24 protein-coding genes are annotated in these 19,936 nt (G+C 54.3%); 7 read left to right on the forward strand and 17 right to left on the reverse strand.

What is annotated here, in order from left to right; translation table 11 throughout:
- Positions 1 to 52: 52 nt before the first annotated feature.
- Positions 53 to 1,117 (reverse strand): DUF4917 family protein, encoded by a 1,065-nt coding sequence (locus ACR0L3_RS14385; protein ID WP_480746444.1) that lies wholly within the window; start codon positions 1,115 to 1,117, stop codon positions 53 to 55.
- Positions 1,118 to 1,346: 229 nt separating this feature from the next.
- Here ACR0L3_RS14385 and ACR0L3_RS14390 point away from each other — a divergent pair, with 229 nt between their 5' ends.
- Entirely contained in the window at positions 1,347 to 2,054 is a 708-nt protein-coding gene (locus ACR0L3_RS14390) for an ORF6N domain-containing protein (RefSeq protein WP_480746445.1), read from the forward strand.
- Here the strand turns inward: ACR0L3_RS14390 and ACR0L3_RS14395 are convergent.
- From ACR0L3_RS14395 to ACR0L3_RS14415, 5 genes are all read right to left on the reverse strand, one after another.
- Entirely contained in the window at positions 2,051 to 2,404 is a 354-nt protein-coding gene (locus ACR0L3_RS14395; RefSeq protein ID WP_480746446.1) for an MmcQ/YjbR family DNA-binding protein, read from the reverse strand. The genes ACR0L3_RS14390 and ACR0L3_RS14395 overlap by 4 nt on opposite strands.
- 39 nt (positions 2,405 to 2,443) lie before the next feature.
- A complete protein-coding gene (locus ACR0L3_RS14400; RefSeq protein WP_480746447.1) occupies positions 2,444 to 2,737 on the reverse strand; it encodes a hypothetical protein in 294 nt (97 codons plus the stop codon).
- A gap of 99 nt (positions 2,738 to 2,836) precedes the next feature.
- Entirely contained in the window at positions 2,837 to 3,259 is a 423-nt protein-coding gene (locus ACR0L3_RS14405; RefSeq protein ID WP_480746448.1) for an excalibur calcium-binding domain-containing protein, read from the reverse strand.
- A 31-nt stretch (positions 3,260 to 3,290) separates the two neighbouring features.
- Complete coding sequence (locus tag ACR0L3_RS14410; protein WP_480746449.1) at positions 3,291 to 3,698, reverse strand: universal stress protein; 408 nt, start codon at positions 3,696 to 3,698, stop codon at positions 3,291 to 3,293.
- Between the two features lie 65 nt (positions 3,699 to 3,763).
- Positions 3,764 to 4,090 (reverse strand): antibiotic biosynthesis monooxygenase family protein, encoded by a 327-nt coding sequence (locus ACR0L3_RS14415; protein WP_480746450.1) that lies wholly within the window; start codon positions 4,088 to 4,090, stop codon positions 3,764 to 3,766.
- Positions 4,091 to 4,216: 126 nt separating this feature from the next.
- On the opposite strand from ACR0L3_RS14415, the gene ACR0L3_RS14420 reads away from it, so the two are divergent.
- Positions 4,217 to 4,903, forward strand: a complete 687-nt coding sequence (locus ACR0L3_RS14420; RefSeq protein WP_480746451.1) for a hypothetical protein — start codon at positions 4,217 to 4,219, stop codon at positions 4,901 to 4,903.
- A gap of 45 nt (positions 4,904 to 4,948) precedes the next feature.
- Here the strand turns inward: ACR0L3_RS14420 and ACR0L3_RS14425 are convergent, their stop codons facing one another.
- The 5 genes from ACR0L3_RS14425 to phhA all read right to left on the reverse strand — a co-directional run bounded on the left by ACR0L3_RS14425 (position 4,949) and on the right by phhA (position 10,692).
- The gene (locus ACR0L3_RS14425) at positions 4,949 to 7,237 is read right to left on the reverse strand and encodes a glycosyl hydrolase family 28-related protein (protein WP_480746452.1); all 2,289 of its coding nucleotides are present in this window, start codon (positions 7,235 to 7,237) and stop codon (positions 4,949 to 4,951) included.
- 134 nt (positions 7,238 to 7,371) lie between these two features.
- Positions 7,372 to 7,773, reverse strand: coding sequence for a DUF4864 domain-containing protein (locus ACR0L3_RS14430; protein WP_480746453.1), 402 nt, complete (start codon positions 7,771 to 7,773; stop codon positions 7,372 to 7,374).
- 48 nt (positions 7,774 to 7,821) lie between these two features.
- Positions 7,822 to 9,396 (reverse strand): lysine--tRNA ligase, encoded by a 1,575-nt coding sequence (locus ACR0L3_RS14435; protein WP_480746454.1) that lies wholly within the window; start codon positions 9,394 to 9,396, stop codon positions 7,822 to 7,824.
- Positions 9,397 to 9,530: 134 nt separating this feature from the next.
- Positions 9,531 to 9,884 carry a 4a-hydroxytetrahydrobiopterin dehydratase gene (locus ACR0L3_RS14440; RefSeq protein WP_480746455.1) on the reverse strand — a complete coding sequence of 118 codons (354 nt, stop codon included), beginning with the start codon at positions 9,882 to 9,884 and terminating at the stop codon, positions 9,531 to 9,533.
- A 7-nt stretch (positions 9,885 to 9,891) separates the two neighbouring features.
- Positions 9,892 to 10,692 (reverse strand): phenylalanine 4-monooxygenase, encoded by an 801-nt coding sequence (phhA, locus tag ACR0L3_RS14445; RefSeq protein ID WP_480746456.1) that lies wholly within the window; start codon positions 10,690 to 10,692, stop codon positions 9,892 to 9,894.
- A 109-nt stretch (positions 10,693 to 10,801) separates the two neighbouring features.
- Here phhA and ACR0L3_RS14450 point away from each other — a divergent pair, with 109 nt between their 5' ends.
- Complete coding sequence (locus tag ACR0L3_RS14450) at positions 10,802 to 11,269, forward strand: Lrp/AsnC family transcriptional regulator (protein ID WP_480746458.1); 468 nt, start codon at positions 10,802 to 10,804, stop codon at positions 11,267 to 11,269.
- 156 nt (positions 11,270 to 11,425) lie between these two features.
- On the opposite strand, the gene ACR0L3_RS14455 is transcribed toward ACR0L3_RS14450, so the two are convergent.
- The gene (locus ACR0L3_RS14455) at positions 11,426 to 12,178 is read right to left on the reverse strand and encodes a TylF/MycF/NovP-related O-methyltransferase (RefSeq protein ID WP_480746459.1); all 753 of its coding nucleotides are present in this window, start codon (positions 12,176 to 12,178) and stop codon (positions 11,426 to 11,428) included.
- A gap of 233 nt (positions 12,179 to 12,411) precedes the next feature.
- Here ACR0L3_RS14455 and ACR0L3_RS14460 point away from each other — a divergent pair, with 233 nt between their 5' ends.
- The gene (locus ACR0L3_RS14460; RefSeq protein ID WP_480746461.1) at positions 12,412 to 12,834 is read left to right on the forward strand and encodes a tellurite resistance TerB family protein; all 423 of its coding nucleotides are present in this window, start codon (positions 12,412 to 12,414) and stop codon (positions 12,832 to 12,834) included.
- A gap of 2 nt (positions 12,835 to 12,836) precedes the next feature.
- Here the strand turns inward: ACR0L3_RS14460 and dacB are convergent, their stop codons facing one another.
- The 3 genes from dacB to ACR0L3_RS14475 form a co-directional block, all read right to left on the reverse strand.
- On the reverse strand, positions 12,837 to 14,315 hold the full coding sequence (dacB, locus tag ACR0L3_RS14465; protein ID WP_480746462.1) for a D-alanyl-D-alanine carboxypeptidase/D-alanyl-D-alanine endopeptidase: 1,479 nt from the start codon (positions 14,313 to 14,315) through the stop codon (positions 12,837 to 12,839).
- 66 nt (positions 14,316 to 14,381) lie between these two features.
- On the reverse strand, positions 14,382 to 15,002 hold the full coding sequence (locus ACR0L3_RS14470) for a nicotinate-nucleotide adenylyltransferase (protein ID WP_480746463.1): 621 nt from the start codon (positions 15,000 to 15,002) through the stop codon (positions 14,382 to 14,384).
- 32 nt (positions 15,003 to 15,034) lie between these two features.
- Positions 15,035 to 15,505, reverse strand: coding sequence for an MOSC domain-containing protein (locus ACR0L3_RS14475; protein ID WP_480746464.1), 471 nt, complete (start codon positions 15,503 to 15,505; stop codon positions 15,035 to 15,037).
- Between the two features lie 138 nt (positions 15,506 to 15,643).
- On the opposite strand from ACR0L3_RS14475, the gene ettA reads away from it, so the two are divergent.
- On the forward strand, positions 15,644 to 17,311 hold the full coding sequence (ettA, locus tag ACR0L3_RS14480; protein WP_170514038.1) for an energy-dependent translational throttle protein EttA: 1,668 nt from the start codon (positions 15,644 to 15,646) through the stop codon (positions 17,309 to 17,311).
- Between the two features lie 101 nt (positions 17,312 to 17,412).
- Here ettA and ACR0L3_RS14485 read toward each other — a convergent pair whose 3' ends face one another.
- On the reverse strand, positions 17,413 to 18,108 hold the full coding sequence (locus ACR0L3_RS14485) for a hypothetical protein (protein ID WP_480746465.1): 696 nt from the start codon (positions 18,106 to 18,108) through the stop codon (positions 17,413 to 17,415).
- Positions 18,109 to 18,292: 184 nt separating this feature from the next.
- Between ACR0L3_RS14485 and ACR0L3_RS14490 the strand changes: the two genes are divergently transcribed.
- Both ACR0L3_RS14490 and ACR0L3_RS14495 read left to right on the forward strand, forming a co-directional pair.
- On the forward strand, positions 18,293 to 18,499 hold the full coding sequence (locus ACR0L3_RS14490) for a cold-shock protein (RefSeq protein WP_170350547.1): 207 nt from the start codon (positions 18,293 to 18,295) through the stop codon (positions 18,497 to 18,499).
- Positions 18,500 to 18,689: 190 nt separating this feature from the next.
- Positions 18,690 to 19,250 (forward strand): L,D-transpeptidase, encoded by a 561-nt coding sequence (locus tag ACR0L3_RS14495; RefSeq protein ID WP_480746466.1) that lies wholly within the window; start codon positions 18,690 to 18,692, stop codon positions 19,248 to 19,250.
- Here the strand turns inward: ACR0L3_RS14495 and ACR0L3_RS14500 are convergent, their stop codons facing one another.
- The gene (locus ACR0L3_RS14500; RefSeq protein WP_480746467.1) at positions 19,251 to 19,910 is read right to left on the reverse strand and encodes an arylesterase; all 660 of its coding nucleotides are present in this window, start codon (positions 19,908 to 19,910) and stop codon (positions 19,251 to 19,253) included.
- Positions 19,911 to 19,936: the final 26 nt, after the last annotated feature.

Below are 19,936 nucleotides of genomic sequence, written 5' to 3' on the forward strand. Positions count from 1 at the left end.
CCTCTTTGGTGTTTCGGCAGTCGCCATCCGTAGGTTGCAGTTTGTTATTGTGCTAACCCCAAACTGCGGCGCTTGCCGCGTCATAAAATTTGACTTTTAGGGGATATCCGTCACTTCTGTTGGCTGCCAATGCATTTGCTTTCTTCGCGATTTCTTGGTTGGCATCGTTAGTAGGGTCTCCATGGAGACTGACATAGATTTTTTGGCACCTACCCCGAGCAATCTCTCGCAAAATATGATTATCATTGTCCGCAAGCGAATGACCGTGAATGAATAGACATGTCTTGATCACATCGACACAAGCTCTGAAGCTTTTTAGGCATTGGAATAGATATGCATGATGTTGAATTTTTGACGCTTTCTGGCCGGTATCGCCCTCTGCGACGAACAGTGGAAGTCTACCAGAACGCATCGCATTCCATGACTGGTCTTTTAGCCTTTCATCCTTTCTTACCCACGTGAACTTTTGAAGCTCTTTGCCTGCATCAAACAAATGCAATGCGCCGTGAAGATAGAAGATGTTGGAGTGCATCCTACTCCCTTCACCTTGCCAAGTAACATAGTCCTGCTTTTGACGTGGATCGTCGTCCCCAAAACCGTCAACTGATTTGAGATCCACTTTGGATCCATCTAAGAATTCAGTGTGCATCAGCGTCCAATAGAGCAACAGGTCGTAGTTCAAGGTGTAAATGTGGCCTCCCTTTTCTGGTCCGACAAAATTACTGAGGAATTGTCGGCAATGAAAAAACTCATCTTCGTCCAAGTCAAATGGCCCATCTGGATGGTTTTTCGTGACTGTGTTGATTAGAATTTTCTTTAGGTCGTCAGCATCTTGCTGCATAGCCTTTCCAGGGCTTGCACTACTGGGATAGTAGACTTTGGCTATGGAAGCTGCATTCTCCAGCGCTTTGATTGCTACTTCGAAATCAGTGGTACCCAACGCCTTAAAAACATTCGGCAAGTTTGGATTCTTTGAAAAGTCTGCATTCTGGAACAGGGAGCCGTATGTAAATATTTTTGGCTTGCAGGCGATGCTAAATCCATTTCCAAGCATCAGGTGGCGTTTTTTGTATTCTGCGCTGTCCTTGAGTGCCTGCTCGAATGTAAGTAGTTGCATTTATTGATCCAATTATGGTTTTTGAATATCTCTGAATGAGATTATTTGCAGATATCACTTTTCTGAACTCGCGCAATAGAAGAGTTTTCCTCCCCTAAATTCTGCTTGGAGTTAGCATCTATAGACCCAAACTTAAAACTATTTGGAAATTTCCGCTCGCTAGAAACTTGCACCCTGCTCCACCCTCCGCCACGTTTGAAATCACAAATTGTGATTCCAAACGGTTGCCATGACGAACTCCAGTTCCCTACCCAACACGCATGAGGTCCAAAGCGCCATTCACCGGGTGCGCGGCATCCGCGTAGTGCTGGCCGAGGACTTGGCGCAGTTCTATGGAAAATCCGTCAGCGCCTTCAATCAGGCCGTGTCGCGCAACAAGGACCTGTTCGAGGGCTACCGCTTTCAGCTGACCGATGCCGAGGTTGCCGATTTGCAATCACAGAATGTGATCTCAAAACCTAAGGGCCGCGGTGGGCGGCGGGTCAATCCGTGGGTCTATACCGATTACGGCGTGGCCATCGCCTCGGCCCTGTTCAAGGACCCGCGCGCGATCAAGATCACCCGGATGATCACCGAAGCCTTTGTCGATGGCGCGAATGCACTGGCCGAGACCCCGCGCAGCGTGCCGGAAATCCTGCCGCCCGAGGACGCCCCTGCCCCGCTGCTGCCCAATGGCGAGCAGTTGCGCGATCTGGCCGAAAACATCCTCGATTCCGGGCAGCAGAGCCTTGTCGACTACATCGCTAACCCCACCACCAAGCGGCAGCAGGCGGTGGCGGTGATCATGAAGACGCTGGCCGAAACCGCAGGCGAAGAGGTGCGCACCCAGCACGAACGCCTGCGCCTGAACATCGCCCAGCGACTTGCGACCGGCGACTACGCCGATGATGACGACCGCAAACGACTGCTGGACCTTCTGAACGCGATGAAGGGTTAAACCCCCAGCTCGGCCCGCAGCTTTTTGGTCAGTTTAGCCACCACCTGATCATAAGACGTCACAATATGTTCGCGCAGTGAAGCATCGCTCATCCCGCGTTCTTCGTAGACCTGCAGCCATTTCATCCCCCGCGACGCCAGATAAGGCGCTGGGCGAATGCCGGGTTCATCGCTAAGCACCTCAAAGGCCAGATCCGTAGCCTTAAAGGTGAACGCGTCTTTCCCGTCATTCCAGCCACAGATCGCAAAGACCTTGCCGCCGACCTTCCACACATCGGCATTGCCCCATTGCACCACATGAGTGGTGGCCTTGAGGCTGGCGCAAAATGTGTTGAATTCATCACGGGTCATCGCCCGAACCTCGGCGATCACCCGGATTTATGCAAGCGTTTAAAGGGCTTTATCCCAATGGACAACCACGTCGAACCCGGCAGGAGACGGCGGCCCTTCGAGGAACTCGGCAAAATTGCCCCAAAGCTCGGCCACTTTGGGCGCGTTGGCGTTCGAGGTTTCCTCGCTCTGCACCACCGCAACAACGAAACCACTTCCGTCTTCGTTCATGACATTGGTAAAGCTATGCATGCCTTCCATGCCCATAATCTGATCTTTAAGTTCATTCATCTTTGCTTCGGCTGCGTCGCGCATGCCGGGCTTCATTTTGAATTGAGTAATACGTGCAAACATGTCTTTCCTCCCTGTTTGGGCGAAAACCCCCAATGACGGCCAAAACGGCACGTCTTGCGCAGTGTAGCACAGCATTGATGAATCGCGCAGGCGCAGTGTTCAGGGGCGGACGAATTTGGCGCTTCCCACCGTGCGGGACGGTAAGGTTTCCGGCTGCTGCAGTGATGAATTTGTTGAAACAGGCGAAGCAACCGCACCACAGGCCACACCGTCGCCATCGGAATCATTGCGCAGATGATAGCCGGGCTCTCCGGCATAAAACGGCCCAGGGGCAAGGGCGGTAATCGCCTCGCAACCAGCCAGCGCAATCAGATGCAGCACGGCATCCTCTCGGTCGAATTCGGAAGTTCGAATAAACACACCCATGGCGATAACAGCCGTTGTTACCGGCAGCATAAGAACCATCAACGTAATCCGCACTGGTGACAAAGCGCGTTTGCGCGCAATGTCAGCCCGTTTATGGCGCTCTGCGGCGCTTGGGTCAAAAAAGAGAGATTTAAGCAAAGGCTTCCTAGATGACATTCAGTCGTTTTATCCCAAAACTTTTATTAAATCATCTCACCACGTGAACTGCACAAGCCGCGTGACGAACCACATGGTTTGTTGTTGACCCCAACAGAAGATCCTGCATCCCCGGTCGGTGCGATGCCATGATGATCAAATCCGGCTTGTGTGTTTCTGCCCAGTCCAGAATGGTACGACCTGAATGGCCTTCGACCAATACCCCAGTGGCGTTTGGCAGTTTGGCTGCCAAGTTGTCCAACTCTGTTTGAAGCGCTTTGCGCGCTTCGGTCAGGTATTCGGGCGGCATATAGGAAATCGCATAGCTCGGGATGTGCTCGACCACATGCATAAGTGTTACCTGCGCATCGGGCGTCGCCAGAATTTCTGCCAGCTTCAACGGCCCGGAAATATCCCGTTCGGCATCGAAAGAAATGGGAACAAGTATGTTGTGATACATGGCGCGTACCTCCGTTTTCTTTGCACCACTATGGGCGGCACCGGATGTTAAAGCTTTGATCCAAGTCAGGAACTTCCAAATGTTTCGGCCACGTCGTACATTACCGGCTCAAAGCTTTTGCACAATTCATTTATCTTTCGGTTTCGGTCGCGCATCTCTGGCGTTCGCAGCATCGCCAAGAAATCTTCGCGACGCTCCCATTGCGAGTAGTTCGCGATCCGGGTCTGGGCGTCGTTCACATGAAGCCCAGCCGAGACAAACCCTGGTTGCCTCGAAATGAACTCGGCATAAGCATCAGTCAGCGCTTCCAACAGGTCGTGGCAGGTTCCCGGAGTCATTTCGAACGTGGTGATGACTGTCTGGACGCTCGCGCTCTTGGAAATCTTCGGCATCTGGATTCTCCCTTGTCTGTCGTAAGCCTAACACAGGATTTTGAAAGGTCTCGCGTTTCCTTTCCCAATGAAGGCTCTTTAACGGTTTCCTAAAAAAGGAACCAAAAAACTAATCATTGGTTAACCATGCTGGCTGATGCTGCGCGCATGATCCGGGTCGTATTTCTTGTTTTTTCGCTACTGCTCACCTCAACCCCGGCTTGTTCGGGTGCATGGCTTCGTGAAAAGGACAAGGCCTTCTCTGCGACCTCTGTGACTGCATTCAAAGATCCTTACGGGACGTATGACTACAAAAACGCGTTTTATTTGGAGTTCGGAGTTAGGCCCAATTTGACCATCGGGTTGGATATTGAGGAACACCGTGACTATCACGGTCATGCACTTCTGTTCGCCCGGGTCCCTATTTCGGACCTAGGAAACTGGGGACGTTTTGCAGCTGAAATCGGGGCTGGCGCACATCACAGGCTGCGAGACGCCTGGGCTCTATACAAAGTGACGCTCTCGTACGGCAAAAGTTTTCAATCTGGCTGGGGAAATGGCTGGGTGGCCGTGGATTCTGCCATCGAATACCGCACCCATGACGCGGTGTACCGCAAACTGGACATTACGGCAGGACTTTCTGCAGATCGACTTTTTAACCCAATGATACAAGTCGAAACGGCCTACACCCCAAATAGACCGATATTTTGGAGGGCGCGCCCCTCTATCATGATCCGGCCCAAGGGCAAAAAAACCACATGGGTGCTGGGACTTGAGCGCAATCAGGCCCAAGACAATACGGGCCTGAAACTTGCTGTCTGGAGTGAATTCTGAACGCAGCCAACTGATACCACTTACTAAGGGTCGGGCATCCGCTCTTCAACGTTCCATACGGATGATTGCAGAGACTTCCCCGCTTAACGACTCAGACCAACGAAGGTTGACAGCGTCCTTGTCTGCGCCCTTTTCCACCTCTGCATAAGGGGTGCTATACTTTGTCGATCCAAAAACCGTCTTCAGCGGGCCAAGAACCGTAACAGCATCGCAGCTGCGGGCGTATCCGTTGAACGGCAACCCACCTGTGGTTTGAACTGCCCAAACACTTGAAGGGGAGCTTTGCTTGTGCCGAACGCGCAGGGGGTTGGCAACTTTCGTCGTGATCCCATGAAAGGTATTGTCCTGAAACGTCACATCCCGATGCGCAAGTCGGTTCAGGTCGGCATAGGTGGTATCCACCCGCTCCGCACGGTCGATATTCCCGCTGGTTGAACGGAACTTGTTCCCGGTCACCACAACACCGTTCAAGAAATGCCCGCTGCCGTGCGGGCGAATAACGATACAGCTAAACCACGGGGCAACTTCGCTGGAGTAGAAGATATTGTCGGTGATCGCCATTGAGCTGAACGAAAAACCGGCCGTGTAGACTGGATCCGCATCACGTTCATTGGTCCACTCCACAAAGCAATTGTCGACATAGTTTTCCGAGATCGTTGAACTGTTGTAAGTCCCGATCATGATCAGTCCTGCGCTGCGAACGCCTTGCGGGATGCTGTCACCTTGGAAAAAGTGATTGCCCAAGATCATATTGTTCGTCCCGCCCAGAACGGCGAAGTGCAGGAACCGAACAGCCCGGTTGTGACGCAGCTTTACATCATTGGCCGTGGTGTTCAGCGCAATCGATTTGCGATCCGAAACGTTGTAAGATTCCTCGGTGGACAAGAACTGACAATTGTCGATCAGCATACCCTGGCAACCGATCCCAATCGAAGTGATCCCTCGATCCTTGGGGCGGCTGATGAAGCAGTCAGAAATCGCAAAAGTGCTGCCCGAGGGGGCCAGCCGGATACCGCTGCTGCGGCCATTGCACTGAAACTCGATCTGTTCCATCCCGAATTTACGCAACGTGCTGAAGCCACTGAAATCCAGCAAATACTTGAAGGATTGGAACGTGAAGGTCTGTGTGCCCGAAGCATCATAGATCGGTGCGTTCAGCGTGATCTCACCCGCGCCGTCGTTCTTGGAACGCACGTAAATTTCGCGCCCGATCCCATTACCCTGCACCAACGAACCGACCGGAATGTTGGCTACATTGGCAACGTTGGTCAATCGGGTCGGATCTGACGAGTTATAGGTCGCGACCGAGGTGAACGTCTCAGTATCCCAGGCCGAGCTACTTTTGACGTCGAACTGTCCGTTGCGGACCACGCGTCGGGTCGAAAATCCGCTTTGCTTGTTTGGAACCGCAGCTGCCATGTCTATGGGTTCTGTTACCGACACCTTGCGCCCACCCATATCTAACGATTCATGGTCGGAATTGTTTAACAAGGCCTGAAATGCTTTTCTAAATGCCTGCATTTCATCGCCAAAAGCGTTGATATAGGTCGGCAGGTCAAAACTCTTGGTCAAAAGCAGCATCTTGTCGTCGGGCATTGTCACGGTGCCTTCGAAATCTATCTCGGACGCCATCGACGTGTCTTGTGCCAACAAATATGTGCCCGCTGGCACAAAAACGCGGCGGCCATTTGCGGCCTGATCTGCAGCTTCGAACGCAGCCGAGTCATCCGTCACGCCATCACCGACGGCACCAAAATCACGGACGTCGACAAGACTGATGAGGTCCCGCAAAAATACGCTGGTGACGTCCTCAATCTCGATATCGTCGACCCTGACAACAGCGCCATTCGCACCGTCGATATCCAGACCGAAATGCCCGTACAAGGCATCTACACCCCATGGCATATCCACGCCGGGGCGCTGACCAGTGCCGACAATGGCAGTGATCTCATGCACGGCGCCATAGCCCGAAAGCTGCGTTACTGGGCCTTGTTCGATTACACCAGTGACTTGCATATCACCCGCGCCGCCTGCCCAACCGGCAATGCGCACCTCTGGCAACGGGCCACTTATGGCTTTGACCCGCGCCTTGATCTGCAAATAGCATCCCGGCAACAACGGCGTTTGGCCCATATATCGCAGGCTCTGAGTTGTACTGACCTTGAGGATTTCCAAGCAACCGCCGAAATCCGCGTCGGCTGGAACAAAAGCACCTGTGCCAGACCCGTCATAGGTCGGCGATCCAGGCGTGCCGTCGCCACTGGACCATACGTTCAAACCGTTTGCAAAAGCAGGCGGCATGAACACGATACCGTCGGTGATTGCCTTGTTCATAGAAATCCCTTTCTCAATCGCACCGCATAAGCGCGCATAAACCTGATGCCCGGAGACATGTGTTCCGAACGCAAAAGTCTGAACAACGAAAAGGGATTAACCGCTACTCATATCGTCGTAACGGTGGTGTTGCTTCAAGTCGCCGGGTCAGAGTTGCCGAGCAGTTGCACGCCATTGATCTTCCAACCATTTTCCAACTGTACCATTTGATAGTCGAGAATGTGCACTCGACCGTCGCCGTCGGTGATCATGACTTTCTGCCAAAGGGCTCCGGCCACTTCACGCAGCTCCAGAAACCGAACTTCAGCCGGGCGCCAAACCATCGGGTAACCGCGCTGCACCATGACCCCGAAGTTCTCGGGGTCACCAAACAAACGCTGGATGTTTGGGCTTGCAAAGGTGAAGGCCGTTGCAAAATCATCCACCTTGAACGCTTGTATCTGAGACGTGATATTCGCTTCGATCTCAGCGTTCTGGGCAAAAGCACCCGAGGCCAGCCCGACACTCAGGGATACAACAAGTAGTAAACGACGCATGGGGCCACCTCCTGCATCAAGAGTAGCCCCACGCGGTATTGCGTCAAATTAGACCAGCTCTCCGGCTAACGCCTTGTCGATCAGAGCGATGGTTTCCGGCACGCCATATAGCGCGATGAAACCGCCAAAGCGCGGTCCCTGCGACGCACCCAACAGCACTTCATACAGCGCAGTGAACCAACCGCGCATGGGATCGAACCGTTCGCGCCCGATCGAATAAACGACCGATTGCAGTGCCTCATCCTCAGTTGGTCCGTCATATGCCTCAAGCGCGGCTTTCAACGCCTCCAGCGCTTCGCGTTCCTGATCCGTCGGGGCACGATGCTGACGGGTGGGTTTGACGAAGTCGTTGAAGTAACGCACCGCAAACCCAGCAGCCTGATCCAGGTCGGGATGGCTTTCAGCCGTAGCCTCTGGCGCGTAGCGGCGGATGAAACCCCACAGCGCCTCTTTATCCTCGGCACCCGAAACCGAAGCCAGGTTCAGTAGCATCGCAAACGGAACGATCAGCGTCGATTCAGGGACATCACCGCCATGGATATGCCAGACCGGATTGTTCAGCTGAGCCTTTAGGTCTTGCCCCGGATAGGCCCGCAATTGCTGATGATACTCATCATAGGCTTTCGGGATCACATCAAAATGCATCCGCTTGGCGGTTTTGGGCTTTTGATACATGAAATACGCCAGACTTTCGGTTGGCGCATATGTCAGCCATTCGTCAATCGACACCCCATTGCCCGACGACTTGGAAATCTTCTGACCATTCTCATCCAAAAACAGCTCGTATGAGAAATGCTCGGGCGCACGACCGCCCAAGGCCCGGCAGATCGCGTCGTAGATTTTCTCGTTGGTGGCGTGTTCCTTGCCGTACATTTCAAAGTCAACGCCAAGCGCGGCCCAGCGCGCACCAAAATCCGGTTTCCACTGCAGTTTTACGTTGCCGCCGGTTACAGGAACCGTCCATTCCTTGCCCGTCTCATCGTCAAAGGTCACGGTGTAGGTCTCGGCGCAGACCTTCTTCATCGGCACATACATCACCCGACCGCTTTCAGGATGCAGTGGCAGGAAGATGGAATAGGTCTGCTGGCGCTCCTCGCGCAGGCTTTTGAGCATGATCGCCATGATCTCGTCATAACGTTCGACCGCGCGCTTTAGGATTTCGTCAAACTGCCCGGACTCGTAGAATTCCTTGGCCGAGTAGAACTCATATTCGAAGCCAAACGTGTCCAGGAACCGCCGCAGCATCGCATTGTTGTGTTCGCCAAAGCTGTCGTACTCGCCGAACGGGTCGGGCACCGAGGTCAATGGACGTTGCAGGTGCTGCTCCAGAATTTCCGGATTCGGCACGTTGCTGGGCACCTTACGCATGCCATCCAGATCGTCCGAAAAACAGATCAGCTTAGTGGGGATATCCGACAGTGCTTCGAAGGCACGTTTGACCATCGTGGTGCGCGCGACCTCACCAAAGGTGCCGATATGCGGCAGACCTGAGGGCCCATAGCCAGTTTCGAACAACACAAAGCCCTTTTCCGGAGCTCCTTTCTGATAGCGTTTGAGCAACCGGCGCGCCTCTTCAAAAGGCCAGGCCTTGGACGACATTGCGGTGTCACGCAGTTCAGACATTTGATTGCTAGCTCCATCAGGAAAAACAGTGCCAGTCGCCCTGTGCAACTGACCGGCCCCTCCTATTGTGCCGGTGCAGCATGAGTCAATAAAGCGCTGGCTTTTTCCTGATGAGAAGGGCGGCTTACGACCCTTTATTCGGTAAGTTGATCCAGTTTCGCTGCCCAGATGAAATCATTCTCGCTGAGACCACCGATTTCATGGGTTGTCAGTTTGACATCCACGTATCCCCAGCCAAAGGTTACATCCGGATGGTGCCCTTGCTGATCGGCCAGCCACGCGCAAAGATTGGCAAGATACGTTGCCTTGGCAAACCCTTTGAAATTGTAATGACGACCAATGGCCTTTGCGTCCGCGTCCAGCTTCCAATCGGACTTGAGCTCGGCCATGTGAGTATTAGCTTCTTCCCGCGTCAATGCCGGAACTCCGCCTGAGCAAGGCACACAGGTGCGATCCGATAGGCTGCAGGTTTCTCCTGTAAGTGTCATGATCCGTTCACTCCGCTGCGGTTACTTTTTCTGGAAACTTATTCGGCAGCAGACCAAGGCCCTGCGCCTGACGCACATCGGCCAATAGATCACGGTCAGCGGCTGCAAACAGTTCCTCGGGCGAGTTTAGCACGAAATAGCCCATCTGGTGCATGTCGATCCGATACGGCGTGCGGAGGATCGTAAGGACATCAAATGGATCGCGGTCGGGAATATCGCTTTCAACGGCATAAACCAGCTCCGTGGGCGAAGAAGCCAACCCCGACCCCAACGCCTTGATCTCTTTGCCTTGACGGCGCAATCCGAATTCAATCGAGAACCAGTACAGCCGGATCAACCAGGAATAATCCTTATCCTGAGCCTGTACTCCTGCTCGACCGATGGCATGGCTAAATGCAGCAAAGCGTGGATCGCTCAGCAGAGGCGTATGGCCGAAAATCTCATGAAAAATGTCCGGTTCTTCGATATAGTCGAAATCTTCACGCGACCTGATAAAAGACGCGGCCGGAAACACGCGGTCCGCCAGCATTCCGAAGAAGGTCTTGAACCCGATCAAAGCTGGTACCGGCTGCACCCGCCAGCCGGTCATGTCTAACAAGCGTTCCGAAATATCGGCGCAAGAGGGTACACGGGTTTTCGGTAAATCCAGTCGCTCTAGCCCGGCCAGATAATCACGCGCCATGTAGCGTTGCACATTCTCTTCTTGCGCAGCGTAGAGGTCGGCCCAAACGCCATCTTCTTCAGCTGTATAAACGATATGGCCGCGCGCATCTGCCTGTTTGGCGGTGTATTTGGTCGATTTTGGCATCCATTTTCCCTCCACGGGAAAAGTATAGCCACTCTTTCGGGTAATTTTTCTTTGTTTGCTCCATGATTTCGGACTATTTTGAAGGATATGTGTCAAAGGATCATGCTTTGTGAAACAAACGCTTCAACCCGCTGACATAGCCATCCTGCAAGAGCTTCAGACCGATGGTCGCCTGTCGATGCAAGAACTGGCCGACCGTACCGGACTGTCCGCCTCGCAATGTTGGCGCCGCGTACGAGATCTGGAGGCGTCCGGCGTGGTCTCAGGTTACATCGCGCAGGTGCGTGCCAAATCCGTCGGTCTCGACGCCATTGCCTATGTCCATGTTGCTTTGCGCGATCACCAAGAGGACAGCATCACTTCATTCCTACGGCTGATAGAAACAGAGCCTCAAATCGTTGAATGTGCGTCGATCACCGGGGATCATGATTTCATCCTAAAGGTCTATGCCAAAACGCCCGAGGACCTTGAGCACTTCATTATGCAACGGCTTCTGAAATCCGGCTTGGTACGCGATACGCGTAGCAATTTTGTGCTGCGTCAGACCAAAACGCGCGGACCATTGCCCATTCTCTGACTTGGCACACCGCAAAATCCGTTGAACCTGATCGCCAGCCCTCCTTTCGAGCCGGTGCAGCCTGAGCCAGAAATAAATACGCTGGCGTCAAAGAAAACGATCCCGCTATTTTGTGATAGATGCCCTATTTTTGCAGGTAATTTCTTGTAAGAGCATTCAATTCCGGCGCGAGATTTTCAGCGACCCATATGAAGTATCAAAGTCAAAAAGCTCTCGTTTATCTTCAAAATAGGCATCAGTTGCATCACGACACCCGGACCAATCCTTATAATCGTCGATAATTATCATGCCGCCTGTAGAGAGCCGGGGAACAATTCTTTCCAACGACACCAGCACAGGATCATACCAGTCCACATCAATATGCGCCAACGCGATCGGCTCATTTACAATCATCGTATCTTGCAGCAGGCCTTTAAAGAACAATACATTGCTTTGTTCGATATCGACATCTGCATTTCGAAATGAGTTTTTCACCTTTTCTAATAAGTTTTCTTCGTAACCGTAATACGTGTCGGCGCCTATACCTTGTGACTTTCCGCTTGTAATTTCCTCGTAACGATCTTGGACATCTTGACCATCCTTTTCGCCGGGCGGCGGTATCATCTCAAAAACATCATAGATACGAAGTGGTCGCTCAGGTGATTTCTTCTTCGCCATCAGAATTGCAGATCCACCAAGTGCACAACCGGCTTCAAGGATATCTCCCGGAATTTTGCTTTTTTCAATGTAATCGATCGCGTGTACGATGCTTGCCAGCCGTTTCGGCCTCAGATAAGTCAGTCGAGAAGCAACTACTTTCTCAACAAGTTCAAAATCTTGCTGTTCCAGACCGAAATCTGAAGTCGAAGCAGTCGGCTTAATCTGCTTCTTACGCTTCAACTTCTTTTTAATCGACTTGAACAAGGACATTGTTGATAATTCCCTAAATTGACGCCTGTCCAGCCTGTATCATCTACACAACCTTTTTCTCAACAATTGTTTCAACTGAAATTCAGCCCGCTGAAACTAAACGGATATTTTACTTAACAAAGCAAATAAAGAAGCCGAATGCGTTTGTTCTGCAGGATTGCACCGGTGTACTTGAACCTACCTTTCGCCCCGCTTATCGTTCCAGAAAACTTTATTCCTACCAGGACGACACCATGACCGAACAGATACCTCACCCGATGTCACCGCAGGATTGCCTTGTTGCGATCATGGTCGCGATTTCTGCGTCGGATGAAACCATCCGCACGGCCGAGTTGGTTAAGATCGAGGGCGCGGTCAATATGCTGCCGGTGTTTGCCGAATACGATATCGACCGCACGCGCCGCGTGTCTCAGATCGTGTTTGACCTGTTCGAACAAGAAGACGGTCTGGACGCCCTGTTCGGCCTGATCCGTGACAACCTGCCGGAAAGGCTGAACGAAACCGCCTATGCACTGGCCTGCGATGTGGCCGCGGCGGATGGGTCGCTTGCGGAAACCGAACTGCGTTTGCTGGAAGAAATCCGCTATGAACTGAATATTGACCGCCTTCATGCCGCAGCAATCGAGCGCGGTGCACGGGCACGTCACACGACCTAAAGTCAACTACCGGCTAGAGAACCCCAGCGTTCGATCAGTGCCCGTTGCAATTTTCGCGACCTGTTGTTCCAACTGCGCGCGCCGTCCGGGCGTTCACGCAGTGCTCGGGGGATGGTCGCACGGTGTTCAACGTCGGCGGTAAAGACGGCGAAGGCGAGTTCTGAACCATCCGGCGCGGTTATGAATCCACCCAAACCCGATACGAAATTCAACGTCCCAGTTTTGGCATCCACCTTTATCGGGTGATCCTTGACCAGGCGGCCCTGACTATCTGCCAAAGTGAACTTTTTCAGCAGCGGTCGCAAAGCCCCGTTTTTTCGCGAGGCCACCAAAGCCGTCACCAGTGCGTCAGGCGCCATACGAGAAGCATCACCAAGCCCCGAGTGATCCACCATAGCGATCCCAGTCACCCCATAGGTCTCAGTCGCCCAACGGTTCATTTCTGCTGCTGAGTCGGCAAGACCCTGGATCTCCGCACCACGTGCATTCGAAGCGGCCATTCCAACCATTTCGGCTGTCAAGTTGGTCGAGTATTTCAGCATGCCACGCAAGATACTCTCCAGCGGGTCACTTTGATGCACCACCAAAACGGTACCGTGCGGTGTTTCCCGTGTTATCTGAACGCGTCCCAGGACAATGCCGTTAGATCGGACCAAAGTCCGGAACACATCACCGGCATAAAGCGCCGGTTTACGTACTGGTAACCAACGCGCCCCACCATTGCCCAATGCTCCGCTGGCTACGGTCCAGCGATCCTGTCGTGCGCTTGGCTGATAGGTGTAAATCGGCAAACTACGCTTTTCTACGCGCATCGATGCCATATCGACCGACGGCATATAACGGGCCGTGCGGGCGTCCATTGTCACGTTGTAATCTGTACCCGCGCGCTTCCATTCAAAATGCACACGATTGAAATTCAGCGCGATGCCACTGACAGCCGGGCTATAGCCCAAATGGTCTGGTTGCCCGGGATCAATACTGAACACGTAGGGCATCGCCCCATCGTAGACTTTGAACGCCCCTCGAACCTCGGTAATCCCTGCTTCGCGCAGGTTGGCCGCCATCGTCGCCAAATCATCTGTATCCAGCAGCGGATCCCCTCCGCCCACCAGAATCAGATCTCCGTCCAGAATACCGTTCTCGATCGGACCGTCTGCCAGCAAAGCCGTTTCGAACCGGTAATCCCCACCTAAGACATCCAACGCATAAAGCGCAGTCAGCGCCTTTGCGACACTAGCTGGGGGCAAACCCTGATCACCACTGAATGCCTCAAGCTGAGTGCCAGTTTCCACATCTGCCACAGCAAAAACGACTTCGCCCGGCAATCGTGCCGCTTGGATTATACGCTCTGCACCACTTGGGATATCCCCGCGCAACTGCGGGCGCAGCGATTGCAAGGGGGCATCGGCCAGCACCGCACTCGACAATGCCGAGGCGCCCAAACCGGCAAGAAACAAACGACGCGAAATACGATCAATCATGGGTCGAATAAAATCCCAGAGACCACGAGCAAACAACCGTTGATTGGGATTATGCGCCCATGGGGGCTATTCAGGCAACACTCCATCGCCCCACTCGCCCCGCGTGCGCAGCTCGGTCGAGCTGACATCCACCATCGGCACATTCACGAAACACCACGCCGGAGCCTCCGCCCGACCCAGCAGATGCCGCGCCTGCCCGTCGATGCGATACTTGGCGTATAGACGCGCGGCAGGTGACATCCGGGCCGAAATCCTATCACCCGGCCGTGCCACTACTCCAACCGGCACGCTATCCATAATCAGCCGCCAATCTTTCCATTTATGGAATTGCGCCAGATTGTCCGCCCCCATGAGCCAGACAAATCTGACCTGCGGATAAAGCCGCTGCAGCGCCGCCAGAGTATCCGCCGTCGCTCGCGTCCCGGTCAGCGCCTCAATATCCGTCACCTCAACGCGCGGATGCTGCATGACACCCCGCGCCGCCTCAACCCGCTGCTGCAACGGCGCGGGTCCACGTTCCTTCAACGGGTTTCCCGGAGACACCAGCCACCACACCCGATCCAGCCCAAACGCCTTCATCGCCTCAAGCGACACATGCACATGACCTTGGTGCGGAGGATCAAAAGACCCGCCGAACAACCCCACGACCTGCCCGGGCCGCGCGTATGGTATCGCGCTTCGCAACATTCTTTGCTGATGTTCAGAACTGAAGCGTCTTGTCAATCAACAGGTTGCACCGCATCGCCCAACCGAACATGCCCGGGGCGCAACACTTCGGCGCACCAGCCGCCATGTCCGCGCACCGCTGAGTAGCCGCCTTTTCCCAGCGCTTCCTCCATCCGACTGCACGGCGCACAGATAACGGTAAACCGTAAAACCGCCTCGCCCACCTGCACCTCCCGCCCATTGAGTGCCGCCAGATTGATCCCCGAAACCACCAGATTGCGCCGTAGTATTTCGGGCGCAATCGGTTCCCGCCCCACATATGAACCAATCGCTGCCAAATGTTCCTGCTGGATCAACGTCACTGCCCGCTTGCCCGCGCGGCTGCGATCACCATCCAATCCATCGGCGGAAATCATTGCATCGCTCAAAGTCACAATCTCTGCTCGCCGGGCCGGTCGCAAACCGATCCAATCGACGCGACCGGGTTTCGACCATCCAGCAATCAATTCTGCAAGTTTTGACATCTCGCTCGCCTCTCAAACCTTGGCCACTCTAGCTCGGTCAAGGTCTGAGCAAAAATCATGAAACCACCAGCTTGCTCCGCTTGCCCAGCTCGGATATCCAGCGTTCCAACTCAATTTCCCCGACCCAGAGGACGCGACATGGCCGCCTATCAATATGTCTACCACATGCAGGGTGTCTCCAAGACCTATCCCGGTGGCAAGAAGTGCTTTGAAAACATCCACCTGAGCTTTCTGCCCGGCGTGAAAATCGGTGTTGTCGGCGTCAACGGCGCGGGCAAATCGACGCTGATGAAAATCATGGCGGGCCTAGACACCGATTTCACCGGTGAGGCATGGGCCGCCGAGGGCGCCAAAGTCGGCTATCTGCCGCAGGAACCGCAGCTGGATGAATCGCTGACCGTCCGCGAAAACGTCATGCTGGGCGTGGCCGCGAAAAAGGCCAAGGTCGACCGCTTCAACGAAATCGCCATGGAGATCGCCGAGAACTACTCGGACGAGCTGATGGAGGAAATGACCACCCTGCAGGACGCCATCGACGCCGAGAACCTCTGGGACCTCGACAGCCAGATCGACGTCTCGATGGAGGCGCTGCGCTGCCCGCCGGATGATGCGAACATCGCCAACCTCTCGGGTGGTGAGAAACGCCGCGTGGCGCTCTGCAAGCTGCTGCTGGAAGCGCCCGACATGCTGCTGCTGGACGAACCGACCAACCACCTGGACGCCGAGACCATCGCCTGGCTGCAACAGCACCTGATTGACTATAAGGGCACCATCCTGATCGTCACCCACGATCGTTACTTCCTGGATGACATCACCGGCTGGATCCTCGAACTCGACCGCGGTCGCGGCATTCCTTACGAAGGCAACTACTCCGCTTGGCTGGAACAAAAGGCCAAACGGCTGGAGCAGGAAGCGCGCGAGGACAAGTCCAAGCAGAAGACCCTGCAGCGCGAGTTGGAATGGATGCGTCAGGGTCAGAAGGCCCGTCAGGCCAAATCCAAGGCCCGGATCAACGCCTATAACGAACTGGCAGACCAGTCCGAACGCGAAAAGTTGACCCGCGCCCAAATCGTCATCCCCAACGGCCAGCGTCTTGGCGGCAAGGTGATCGAGGTTGAGGGCCTGTCGAAACACATGGGCGACAAGCAACTGATCGAAGGGCTGGATTTTGCCCTGCCCCCCGGCGGCATCGTCGGCGTCATCGGTCCCAACGGTGCCGGTAAATCGACCCTGTTCAAGATGCTGACTGGTCAGGAACAGCCCGACAGCGGCACCATCACATTGGGCGACACGGTCGAGCTGTCCTATGTCGACCAGTCCCGCGATGACCTCAAAGACAATGACACCGTGTGGGAAGCGATCACCGGCGGCGCCGAGATCATCCAACTGGGCGACGCGCAGGTCAATTCCCGCGCCTATTGCTCGTCCTTCAACTTCAAGGGCGGCGACCAGCAGAAGAAGGTCTCGCTGCTGTCAGGCGGTGAGCGCAACCGAGTCCACATGGCACGTCTGCTGAAAGAGGGCGGCAACGTCCTGCTGCTCGACGAACCGACCAACGACCTCGACGTCGAAACCCTGCGAGCGCTCGAAGACGCCCTGGTCGATTTCGCCGGCTGCGCGGTGGTGATCTCACACGACCGTTTCTTCCTCGACCGGATTTGTACGCATATTCTGGCCTTCGAGGGTGACGCTCATGTGGAGTGGTTCGAGGGCAACTTCGAGGACTACGAAGAGGACAAAAAACGCCGTCTGGGACCGGATGCGCTGGAGCCTAAGCGCTTGAAGCATAAGAAGTTTGCGCGGTAATCTTAGCCGTCCAAACCCCGCAACACGCAAGAAAGCGTCTGCCACGCGGACGCTTTCGTCCTTTTCGCGATCCGCGTTCTTAACCCGCTCACCAAAACGGCTTAAGCACGAACAACCTCGCATTTACTCAGCCCAAAACGCCCCGTGACCTTTTCAGCCCTTAGTGATTTCACCAAACGGTCGCTGAGGAAAAGGCTTCTGCGCAAGTGAGGATCGACCCACAAATCTACACCTTCCAATGCGATATCTCGAACAACAAAATCAAAATCTTCAGGCTTGCGACCTCGTTTAATCCAAGTGTCAGGTACATTCCCAAAGGGTGCGACCCGGTTTGACCGTTCTGGAACGAACGCGGCTTTTTGCTCTCCTAGAACCAGAAAATAATATTCCCCTTCGACCGGTGTCACGCGGTCGTGTTGGCAAACACTCAAGGGGTATAGCCTTGTCTTCCCAAGTTCCGCCTCGTGGAGAACGTCAGCAACTGCGCGAGATACGACAAGGCCACATGGCCCGAAGAAAATGTCGGGTTGTGCATTGAGCTTCTTGTTTGGATACGTTCCAAAAATCACATTGGGAAAAGCTTCGCGGGATTGAACAATACCTGCCATGTTTTTTTCGTCCACCGCACCGGCGGCCTGTATATCGTTCAACGCTTGCTCTGACGTGAAGGGCTTTATCAACGTCGAGTCGGACATCACACAGCTATACCAGACGCCAAATTTATTCGTCACTCTTTCACCTTTTTCAAAAATACTCTGAAACTCAATCAGGTTCCTATTCTTAACTTCCAAAAGCAAGAGAATGTCGGACGCAAAAATCCAATAACCCTTGCCACATCCCCACCTCAATGCCATATCAAGGGTGCTTACGTTTTTCTATTTCGACCCACTGTCTCCTTTTACGGCGCTCAGTCTATCGATCCAGACAACGACGCCAGGCTGCCGCATCCACGTGGGCAGCACAAAACAGGAGACAACGGATATGCCCGCAGGCACCGTAAAATGGTTCAACACCACCAAAGGCTACGGCTTTATCGCACCCGAAGATGGCGGCAAAGACATCTTCGTTCACATCTCGGCTGTCGAACGCTCGGGCCTGACCGGTCTGGCCGACAACCAGAAAGTCACATACGAGCTGCGCTCGGGTCGTGACGGTCGCGAAAGCGCCGACGATATCCAGCTGGCCTAAGCTTTTGAAAGGGCCGAGCATTTCTTGGCCCTTTCCTTTCCCGTGCCCCGCAAGCGCGGCCAAGCCCGGTTCAAAAGTGTGTCCCGGCGATAACATCAAACTTTCGTTATTTCCGCCCGGCGATTGACCAAATCGGCTATCATTCCGACATTAGAGTTAAGTTTTTACTGTTCTGTTGAAGAGAGCTGCAATGTTCACGCGCCGTACATTCCTGACAGCAACCGCCGCCGCAAGCCTGACGCCCGGCGTCGCGATGGCAAAAACAAAAGCTGTCGAATACGATCCCACGCCACAATTCGTTCGGATTAAGAAGGAGTTCTTACCGGGCCAGCTGCTCGTGGTGCCACGATCCTTCTACCTCTACTACGTGACCGAGCCGCGCAAAGCGATCCGTTATGGCTGTGGTGTCGGCAAAGCCGGGCTGGAATTCACCGGCACCGCCACGATTGACGTTAAGAAAGAATGGCCAACCTGGCGCCCGACTGACGAAATGATCGAGCGTGAGCCAAACACTTATGCCCGGTTCAAGGACAATGACTATGTCCAACCCGGCGGCAACGATAACCCGCTGGGTGCGCGGGCGCTTTATCTGTTCCAGAACGGCGTCGATACCTATTTCCGTATTCACGGCACCACCCAGCCGCAGACCATCGGGCATGCGGCGTCAAACGGATGCATTCGGATGCTGAACGCGCATGTCATTGACCTGTATGAGCGTGTGCCGATTGGAACAGTTGTCACCGTCGTCTGATCACTGCTGGCTCGCAGCCACAAGCTCTAAGACGTAAGGGCCGAGGTTTTCGACAATCAACGCTACGCCGTTGGCGTTCGGGTGGATTCCGTCTGGTTGCATGTAGCTACGGGCAGCATCCGGATCACCTTCGGCGGTCAGCCCAGTGAAGAAACTGGGCGCGTAGCCTGTTTCATACTGTTCAGCCAAATCGGGATAGATCGCATCGAACGCCTCTTTGTAATCCGCGCCATAATTTCCCGGTGCCTGCATTCCTATCAACAGCACGTCGGTCCCCGACGCCTTCGCAGCTTTGACAATCGCCTCAAGATTTGCGCGCGAGACCGCCGGATCAATCCCCCGCAACAGATCATTGCCACCCAGCACAACGATCATCCCATCCACATCCGGCGTCAGCGTCCAGTCCACTCGCGCGGCCCCTCCCGCCGTGGTGTCGCCCGATACGCCCGCATTGATCAGACGCACATCTGCGCCTTGATCCTGCAGCCACTGTTCCAATTGAGGCACAAAGCCATCCTGTTCGGGCAAGCCATAGCCTTGCGTAAGCGAGTCCCCCAACGCGGCAATCACAACCTGTTCAGCTGTGGCGGCAAAGCCGCAACACGCAAACAGCACCGTTATCAAAACCTTGCGCAATTTCTGAACCGCTCCATATCCCAATTAACCGCCTCCGTTTTGGAATAGCT

This window comes from Ruegeria sp. CK1 (assembly GCF_056536545.1).